We start from the raw sequence: 6,000 nt of genomic DNA, 5'->3' as shown, positions 1-6,000 counted from the left end.
CCTGAATCTATTGGGCGCGCTCAACCTGAATGCCATTGGTCGTACCGTGTTCCAGGAATATCAAACCATCAATGACTACAATATTTGCTGTTTTTTCAATGAAATAAGAAAGTCTTATCCTGACTATCATCAAAAAATTCATCTTATTGTGGATGGGGCGGGTTACAACAAAGCTCATCTTGTGAAGGAGTGGGCTTATGTTAGCAATATTGAATTACATTACCTTCCTCCATACAGCCCAAATTTAAACCCGATAGAGCGATTATGGAAGGTCATGAATGAACAGGTTCGAAATAACCGTTATTTCGCGGATAAACATGAATTTCGAGACAAAGTGTTCAAATTTTTCACTACAACGCTACCTGATATAGCGGACTCGCTGACGTCCAGAATTAACGACCATTTTCAGGTGCTAAAAACTGCATTTTGAAGTTTATTGGGTATAGAAGTAAGTCAATAGGTCTTATCCTCATTTTAACCTATTAATTATGAGAAATGAGATTTATGTCGGATTTTGCTCTGAAAAATGGAATATAAAGTAAGAGATATCCTACCTGTTAATAAAATTGACCGAAAAATATGTTAAAAATATATTAACAAGACAGGACATTATTTAATAAAAACGTGGCTTTTTTGTTTGCTCTAAACCTAAATTTAAAAGAGCTTTTTAAAAGCTTTATTTGTCACACACACACTACACTCCTAGGGTGTAGTCTAATAGGAAAACTTAGATGCAATCCTCCATTAACAATACAAAAACCAGAACTTTCTTTGGGCATCCTTACCCATTAAGTTCTTTGTTCTTCACAGAAATGTGGGAACGTTTCTCTTACTACGGCATTCGTCCACTGCTGATCTTATTCATGGCTGCAACCATCTATGATGGTGGTATGGGTATTCCTCGTGAGCAGGCCGCTGCCATTGTCGGTATCTTTGCAGGTAGTGTTTATCTGACCGCACTACCCGGCGGTTGGCTGGCGGATAACTGGTTAGGCCAGCGCCAAGCAGTCTGGTATGGCTCAATCATTATTGCGTTAGGCCACCTGTCTATCGCTCTTTCGGCTTTCTTTAGTCATCATCTGTTTTTTATCGGTTTACTACTGATCGTATTAGGAACTGGACTGTTTAAAACCTGTATCACCGTGATGGTCGGCACACTGTATAAAAAAGATGATCCACGCCGTGATGGCGGTTTCTCTCTATTTTATATGGGAATTAACCTAGGCTCCTTTATCTCTCCATTAATTACCGGCTTACTCATTCAAGACTATGGTTGGCATTGGGGTTTTGGTATTGGTGGGCTAGGGATGTTGGTTGCCCTACTGATCTTCCGTTTTTACGCTGTTCCCCTGATGCGCCGTTATGACAAAGAGGGTGGATTGGATTCAAATTGGGATCGCCCTACGGTCAAACGTAAAAATGTCGGCAAATGGGTTTTTACCGCTATTATCGCTATGATTGCGATTATTGCCCTGCTTGTCCTCGGTATTATTCCATTTAACCCAGTGGCTGTAGCCAGCACGATGGTTTATATCATCTCATCTTGCGTAACACTTTACTTTGTCTATCTGTTCCTGTTTGCCGGTTTGAGTAGTAGTGACCGTTCCCGCCTACTGGTTTGTTCTATTCTGCTGGTATCTGCCGCCTTCTTTTGGTCTGCATTCGAGCAGAAACCAACTTCATTTAACCTATTTGCTAATGATTATACTAACCGCTTAGTCATGGGATTTGAGATCCCGACAGTATGGTTCCAGTCAATCAACGCATTATTCATTGTCCTACTGGCCCCTGTATTCAGTTGGCTCTGGCCCGCATTGGCCAAAAGTAGTATCAATCCAAGCAGTATCAGTAAATTCATTATTGGTATTCTGTTCGGTGCCGGTGGTTTTGGTTTGATGATCCTGGCAGCACAGAATGTACTCGCAACAGGTGAAACCGTTTCGCCACTCTGGCTGGTCGCAAGTATTCTGTCGCTGACACTCGGTGAACTGTGCCTTAGCCCCATTGGTCTCGCAACAATGACGCTACTGGCCCCATCCCGAATGCGTGGTCAGGTCATGGGCTTGTGGTTTTGTGCGAGCGCTTTAGGTAATCTCGCTGCCGGCTTGATTGGTGGACATGTACGCGCTGATCAACTGGACAACCTACCTGATCTGTTCTCCCGTGTATCTTTGGCTCTGGTTATTTGTGCCGTCGTATTGATGGTGTTAATTGTTCCCATTCGCCGCTTGCTTAATAATGCTGATAAGTCAGAAGCGAAAGCTCAATAATATTTATCACTCACGTAAAGCCGTCTCATCATAAGATGGCTTTACGTATCTCAACGCACAAACTTGGTGTCCTTGAAAACACACACATTAGTGCATTGCCGCTGTAACTGATGACTTAACTATCTGTTTTACATTCAGTAATTCCGCTTGATACGCATGATTACGCACGTCCCAGAGTTCAACTGCATGTTGAATATTAAGCCAAAACTCTGCGGTATTCCCCAATGCCGCTGCCAATTTAATCGCCATAGGAACGGTCAGAGAACCTTTATCATGCACAATTCTACTTAATGTATTGCGGTGAACGCCCATAGCTTCCGCAAGCACATTAATTTCGATATTCAAAGGCGCCAGAAACTCACTCACCAATATTTCACCAACTGTTGCAGGGCGACGTTTTGTATTCCTCATCATTTATTTCCCTCAGTTTAATAGTTATGAGTATCCAGATATGTATCAACCGCAATCCCATCAATCCATTGAAAAATAAGCCTATATTGCTTATTTACTCTTATTGAGCACCATCCCCTTAAATAACCATTCAAGTATTCAAAATGATTTCCGGGAGGGATTCTTAAATCAGCCTCTTTAACCGAAGCATCCAGAATTTGTAGTTTTCTGTATAACGCACGTTGTAAAGATGCAGGTATGCATTTGTGCGGTAAATCTTGTTCATAAAATCTTTCTAGCCATCTATCCCTGAATTCAACAGCCATAACATCCTCGTTGTTTGTATATTACGCACAATCATGTTGTGCATCAAGTCATAAAATGCTGAAAACATCATTTGGCTTTACGCAACCTAGCTGGAGTACAGCCATAATGTTGACTAAATGCAAAGGTAAAAGCTGACTGGGAGGCATAACCCGACAGAAAAGCAATGTCAGCCAAAGTTCTATCACTGTAAGCCAGCAGATTATAGGCAAATTCCATCCGGCACGTTTTCAAATAAGTCATTGGACTCATCCCTGTTGCAATGAAAAGTTTACGACGCAAGGTACTGGCAGATACTGCGCAAATATCCGCCATATCCATCACCGTCACTTTCTCATGCAAACGCCCAACAAGCCCCTGATGTAATTTGACTATCAACGTTGAAGACGAACCTACTTGTGGTAGCTGAGCGAGCAACAAACGGGCTGCATCAGCGTGATTAGCGGGTGGCTGCGGGTAATCATGCAACCACTTAATAAGAGCAAGAGCAGAATCAGGTAATGGTTGCCAGAAAGCATCACTATGTAATGGATTAAATTTAAATAGTGCCGAAGGCAACTCCAGCACCAATTGCTGATTTTCACCACCAGCGAAAAAGCTGTGTTTCACATCCGGTGGGATCATAACAACATTTCCAAAACTAACGGTACTTTGTTGCCCTTCTACGTTTAACTCAAGTTGTCCGTTATAACCAAAAACGAACTGCCATAACCCCTGGTGGCTATGGCTAATAGTTTCAGCAGAATACCGGCGTAAATGTAATGAAGGTAATTGAAGAGCCATATTTATTGTCGTTGATTAAAATACACGCCATTTATTCGACAACAAAATAGCGTGGTTTACAATAACTTATGACCATTCGGGACAGGAAGAGTAAATTCTGCGATCACCACCGCACCATTTTCATCCATACTGCCGGTTAACAACACCTCCGATTTAACACCAGCGATCCGTTTTGGTGGAAAATTACACACGCAAAGAATTTGACGACCCATTAATTGTTCAGGTGTGTAATGCACAGTTATCTGAGCGCTTGAACTTTTAACACCCAACTCGCCAAGATCAATTTGTAATTTATAGGCAGGTTTGCTGGCTTTAGGATTCAATTCTACTGAAATAATTGTGCCAACCCGCATATCGACTTTTTCAAAGTCAGTCCATTCGATCTGTTCCATATATTCATCTCCTTTAGTGCGAAGTCATTTAGTGCGAAGTCATTATACTTACATGCTAATGGAGGAAATTCTTTCGAAAGAATGTCAATAATTGTCGACAAACTGCCTATTTTTTCCGACGAATCATTCAACTCACCACTGAGTCGCTCTGAACCATGATTACTCTCGATCGAAAAAATTATTTCTGGTCATTCCTCCGTTCTTTTCAATGCGGGCAGCGCGTTCAAGATCTCGACAGGTTTTATCATAGATCCAATGATTAAACTCTTCGCTCTTCCAATTAAGTTCATCTTCTTTTGCCTGCCTTACCAGCTCCCTCTTCTCCACCACGTTATTATCCGTAATAAGCTTATCCACATCCCAATGCTTAGGTTTAAGATTTTCTCGCTTCTTTAAATATTCCGCAGATGGCTTATTATCAGCCGGAATATCACTTTTGTAGTCAAAATTTGAGGCAAATGCCTGGAAAGAAATTGCAGATAAAATAGCAAAAATATAACGCGATCCTTTACTCATCATATTGATCCCTTTTCAAAACCATAACTCCGAATAATTATTAAATAATTATCACCAATAAGAATCAACAACATTTATGTCTAACAAGCCAGTTATCAATATCAGGTTTACATTCTATTGAAATTATGGTCTTTCTACTGATCTGATAAAGCATTAACCCGCAGTGATTCGCGGGTCAATAGTCGTTAGATGTTTACCGGGAATACAAGGCGTTACTCTCGCAATTAAATCGGGTTCCCTTGTCGGTAAGCCAGCGCAACTGCCAAAGATTGTACTAAACACAAAGTAGCAGATTGAGAACGGAATGCATCCACCTGTGCTTCTTTAACCACAAAACAAACATCACTAAAACTGGCAAGCGGGCTAATCTGGCTATCCGTAATCACGATCTGTTTTGCCCCGGCTTTCGCCGCCCGTTCACTGACCATCAGGGTTTCTTCTGCATAAGGGGTAAAACTGATTGAAACAACAACATCTTCTTCCCCAATTAAATTAATCTGTTCCCTGAACATTCCCCCCAAACCATCCACGAGTAAAGGACGACATTCCAAATGATTCAATGCATAAGAAAGATAAGCCGCCACACTAAAAGAGCGGCGCAGCCCAATAATGTAAATATTCTTAGCCTGAGCCAATAAGTCCACTGCTTTCCTTAAATCTTCGGGGGCCGTTCTGGCAGCTAACTGTTGCATAGCCTGCACATTTGAACGAGCAAATTCCTGCAAAATATGTTGAGGGTCTTCCGGTGGCTCTTGTTCGCCATCCAATTCCCTAAATAACCTGGCTCGGTCTGTATAACTGGCGGTTTCTTCCACCATATGCATGCGAAATAGCTGTTTCATTTCATTAAAACCACTGAAATCAAACGCATTAGCGAAACGAATTAATGTTGATGGAGGAACATCAGCTTCTTTGGCAATCACAGCAACAGTATCAAAAGCAACACTATTGGTATTATCCAGCACATATCGAGCTACTTGTTGCAGGCGTTTACTCAATTCACTATAGCGTGAACGGACTTGTTCTTGAAACTCATTCAGATTCGATGCGACAGACATAAATCCCCCATAAAATTTATCGTCGGCAATTGTAATCGTTTTACAGTATAAGCTGAATCATATTTCATTTTTAACTATAAAAATGAAATACATAATTCATTCACTGTAATGATTTATTATTATCACTATATTGATTAACATCTAATTAGTCACCTAATTATCGGTAATTTATAAAAACTTTACTCTGATCACACTAATTGCCTTTTGTTCCAAATCATATTGAAAATAAAACAAATATTTCATATATCTATTACCAAAGTTTCTGAT

General features: G+C 40.8%; 8 protein-coding genes. 2 read left to right on the top strand and 6 right to left on the bottom strand.

All coding sequences use genetic code 11. From position 1 onward, the window contains the following. On the top strand, positions 1 to 430 hold a 430-nt coding region (locus V2H77_RS07485), incomplete at its 5' end, for an IS630 family transposase (RefSeq protein ID WP_341498309.1). A gap of 301 nt (positions 431 to 731) precedes the next feature. Next, complete coding sequence (locus tag V2H77_RS07480) at positions 732 to 2,270, top strand: peptide MFS transporter (RefSeq protein WP_341498308.1); 1,539 nt, start codon at positions 732 to 734, stop codon at positions 2,268 to 2,270. Positions 2,271 to 2,357: 87 nt separating this feature from the next. On the opposite strand, the gene V2H77_RS07475 is transcribed toward V2H77_RS07480, so the two are convergent. The 6 genes from V2H77_RS07475 to V2H77_RS07450 all read right to left on the bottom strand — a co-directional run bounded on the left by V2H77_RS07475 (position 2,358) and on the right by V2H77_RS07450 (position 5,733). Continuing rightward, positions 2,358 to 2,684, bottom strand: coding sequence for a HigA family addiction module antitoxin (locus V2H77_RS07475; RefSeq protein ID WP_341498307.1), 327 nt, complete (start codon positions 2,682 to 2,684; stop codon positions 2,358 to 2,360). Between the two features lie 14 nt (positions 2,685 to 2,698). Next, positions 2,699 to 2,986 (bottom strand): type II toxin-antitoxin system RelE/ParE family toxin, encoded by a 288-nt coding sequence (locus V2H77_RS07470; RefSeq protein ID WP_341498306.1) that lies wholly within the window; start codon positions 2,984 to 2,986, stop codon positions 2,699 to 2,701. A gap of 67 nt (positions 2,987 to 3,053) precedes the next feature. Then, the gene (locus V2H77_RS07465) at positions 3,054 to 3,767 is read right to left on the bottom strand and encodes an AraC family transcriptional regulator (protein ID WP_341498305.1); all 714 of its coding nucleotides are present in this window, start codon (positions 3,765 to 3,767) and stop codon (positions 3,054 to 3,056) included. A gap of 56 nt (positions 3,768 to 3,823) precedes the next feature. Then, the gene (locus V2H77_RS07460; RefSeq protein ID WP_265378272.1) at positions 3,824 to 4,159 is read right to left on the bottom strand and encodes a tRNA-binding protein; all 336 of its coding nucleotides are present in this window, start codon (positions 4,157 to 4,159) and stop codon (positions 3,824 to 3,826) included. 159 nt (positions 4,160 to 4,318) lie between these two features. Continuing rightward, positions 4,319 to 4,678 carry a hypothetical protein gene (locus V2H77_RS07455; RefSeq protein WP_265378273.1) on the bottom strand — a complete coding sequence of 120 codons (360 nt, stop codon included), beginning with the start codon at positions 4,676 to 4,678 and terminating at the stop codon, positions 4,319 to 4,321. A 221-nt stretch (positions 4,679 to 4,899) separates the two neighbouring features. Beyond that, entirely contained in the window at positions 4,900 to 5,733 is an 834-nt protein-coding gene (locus V2H77_RS07450; protein WP_341498304.1) for a MurR/RpiR family transcriptional regulator, read from the bottom strand. Positions 5,734 to 6,000: the final 267 nt, after the last annotated feature.

It is taken from the genome of Photorhabdus sp. P32 (genome assembly GCF_038085095.1).
GTDB lineage: Bacteria > Pseudomonadota > Gammaproteobacteria > Enterobacterales > Enterobacteriaceae > Photorhabdus > Photorhabdus luminescens.
This window is presented reverse-complemented; position numbering and strand designations above follow the sequence as displayed.

Excerpts from the sequence above, each read along its gene's own strand:
- V2H77_RS07475 (WP_341498307.1), bottom strand. The coding sequence starts at position 2,684 with ATGATGAGGAATACAAAACGTCGCCCTGCAACAGTTGGTGAAATATTG.
- V2H77_RS07450 (WP_341498304.1), bottom strand. The coding sequence starts at position 5,733 with ATGTCTGTCGCATCGAATCTGAATGAGTTTCAAGAACAAGTCCGTTCA.
- V2H77_RS07455 (WP_265378273.1), bottom strand. The coding sequence starts at position 4,678 with ATGATGAGTAAAGGATCGCGTTATATTTTTGCTATTTTATCTGCAATT.
- V2H77_RS07480 (WP_341498308.1), top strand. The coding sequence starts at position 732 with ATGCAATCCTCCATTAACAATACAAAAACCAGAACTTTCTTTGGGCAT.
- V2H77_RS07460 (WP_265378272.1), bottom strand. The coding sequence starts at position 4,159 with ATGGAACAGATCGAATGGACTGACTTTGAAAAAGTCGATATGCGGGTT.
- V2H77_RS07470 (WP_341498306.1), bottom strand. The coding sequence starts at position 2,986 with ATGGCTGTTGAATTCAGGGATAGATGGCTAGAAAGATTTTATGAACAA.
- V2H77_RS07465 (WP_341498305.1), bottom strand. The coding sequence starts at position 3,767 with ATGGCTCTTCAATTACCTTCATTACATTTACGCCGGTATTCTGCTGAA.